General features: G+C 75.6%; 2 protein-coding genes. Both read left to right on the top strand.

Going from position 1 to position 2,422, the window contains the following annotated elements:
* Positions 1-511 precede the first annotated feature (511 nt).
* Positions 512-1,021, top strand: coding sequence for a PH domain-containing protein (locus tag ACOJUF_RS01105; protein WP_420120020.1), 510 nt, complete (start codon positions 512-514; stop codon positions 1,019-1,021).
* Positions 1,018-2,422 (top strand): PH domain-containing protein (locus tag ACOJUF_RS01100; protein WP_420120019.1); only part of this gene is annotated, 1,405 nt, incomplete at its 3' end. The genes ACOJUF_RS01105 and ACOJUF_RS01100, both read left to right, overlap by 4 nt.

Below are 2,422 nucleotides of genomic sequence, written 5' to 3'. Positions count from 1 at the left end.
AGGTTGAAGCCCTCTGAGCGGGCGCCGGTCTTCGATCGTCACGAGCCCCCGTTCCAGCCGGGCCCCGCCGCGACCGCGAGGCTGAGCCGAGTGAAGGTTCAAGCCCGCTCAGCGAGCGCAGGTCTTCAGTCGGCACGAGGCCGTGCTCCAGCCCGGCCCCAAGATCCTCGCGGTCCCGCCGAGTGAAGGTTGAAGCCCACTGAACGGGCGCAGGTCTTCAGTCGGCCCGAGGCCGTGCTCCAGCCGGGCCCCGCCGATGCGCCCAGCGGCACCGAACGAAGGTTTCTGCCCGCTGAGCGGGCGACGGTCTTCGTTCGGCACGAGCCCCCGTTCCAGCTGGGCCCCGCCGACCCGCCGACCCGCCGAACCGCAGCCGAGTGAAGGTTTCCGCCCGCTCAGCGGGCGCAGGTCTTCAGTCGGCGCGAGGCTCAGTCCCACCATGGCCTACCTCGACCCGGGCCGCGCGGCCGGCCGCGAACCGGCTCCGGGCGGGCGGGCGGACGATGGACCCATGACGACCGACACGACCGGCCCGACCCCGGCCGTCCGGGTCCCGGCGAACCGGGTCGCGCCGCGGGCCCAGTGGTACTGGTTCACCCGGGCGGCGCTCGGGTGGCTCGCCCTGGCGGCCGTCCAGGTGATCGCGATGCTGCTGGAGTGGCCGTTTCCACCGGCCAAGCCGGTTCTGCTGACCGTCACCGTCGTGCTGGCCGCGCTGCACCTGGCCGTCATGCCGGCGTGGCGGTACCGGGTGCACCGCTGGGAGCTCAGCGGCACCGCGATGGACACCCGCACCGGATGGTGGACCCAGGAGTGGCGGATCGCCCCGCTCGGTCGGGTGCAGACGGTGGACAGCGCGCAGGGACCGCTGGCCCGGTTGTTCCGGCTCACCACCCTCACCGTCACCACCGCCTCCGCGGCCGGCCCGCTCACGGTGGAGGGCCTGGACGCCGCCACCGCGACCGCCCTGGCCGCGCGGATCACCGCCGCCGCCCAGGCCACCCGCGGCGACGCGACATGACCGACGATCCGCCGTCCCGGCCGAGCAGCCCGGCCACCCGGCCGAACGAGCCGACAGGCGCGGCCGGCGACGCCGCGGCCGACCCAGGCGATCCGCACAGCGGGACGGGCGATCCGGGTGCCGCGCCGGCGGCTCCGGACGGCCGGGCCGACGCCGCGATCAACGGGACGGGCCGTTCCGCCCCGGACCCGCCCTGGCGGCGGTTGTCCCCCGGGATGTTGCTGGTCGAGCCGGTGCGGGACGTCATCCGCTTCATCCCGATGCTGGTGATCCTGCTGTTCGCCGGATCGCGCGGCGACGACGGGCCGCCGTGGGGATTGATCGGCACCGTACTGGTCGTCGGTCTGGGGATCGCCCGGTACCTGTCCACCCGGTACCGGATCACCCCCACCCTGGTCGAGGTGCGCCGCGGGATCCTGCAACGCACCCAGCTCGCGGTCCCCCGCGACCGGATCCGCACGCTGGACGTCAGCGCGCACCCGTTGCAGCGGCTGTTGCGGCTGGTGCGGGTGGACATCGGCACCGGCAGCTCGCACGCCCACGCCCGATCCGTTCGGCTGGACGGGCTGCCGGCGGCCGCGGTCCCGGGCCTGCGTGCGGAACTGTTGCACCGGGCTCCGGGGGCCGGAACCGCGACGCCCAGCGCGCCACCGAATCCCGCCGCGGGGGCGGAGGCGTCGGACGTGGCCATCGCGGCCGGCGCGATCGACGCGGTTCACCCGGGTCTCCGGCCCGGACGGCCGGGCGGCGCGCCGTCCGGGACGTCGGGCGAGCCGCCCGGCGGCACCGGCGGCCGATTCGCCGGCGAACCCGACGCACCGCCGATCGGCGACGACGCCGGACAATCCGGCGGCCAGATCACCGGGCAGATCGCCCGGCAACCCGGCGGCGACACCGCCGCACGACCCGGCAGCGAACTCGCCCGGCAACCCGGCGGCGACAGCGACGCGCAACCCGGCGTCGGCGCCGGGTCGCCCGACGGGTTCGAGGGCGAGATCGAACTGGCCCGGTTGCACCCCCGCTGGATCGCCCTGGCCCCGGCGACGCTGTCCGGGGTCGTCACCGGCGCGGTGCTGATCGGGTTCGGGCTGCGCCTGCTGCACGAGGCCCGGCTCAACCCGGCCGACTTCGGTCCGGTCGAACAGATCCTGGGTTTCCTGCGCGGGCGGTCGGTCTGGCTGGACGTGGCGGTGGCCGCGGCCGCCGTGTTGCTGCTGGTCACGGTTCTGTCGGTGGCCGGGTACGTGCTGTCCTTCAGCGGCTTCCGGCTGACCCGGCACCCGGGGGGCACGCTGCAGGTGACCCGGGGGCTGCTGACCACCCGCTCGACCAGCCTGTCCGAACACCGGCTGCGCGGGGTCCAGCGGCGGGAGCCCCTGGTGCTGCGCTGGGCCGGCGGCG

The organism is Nakamurella sp. (genome assembly GCF_048594475.1).
Classification (GTDB): domain Bacteria; phylum Actinomycetota; class Actinomycetes; order Mycobacteriales; family Nakamurellaceae; genus Nakamurella.
Note: the sequence above shows the minus strand (reverse complement) of the source record. Positions and strands in the feature narration are given on the sequence as shown.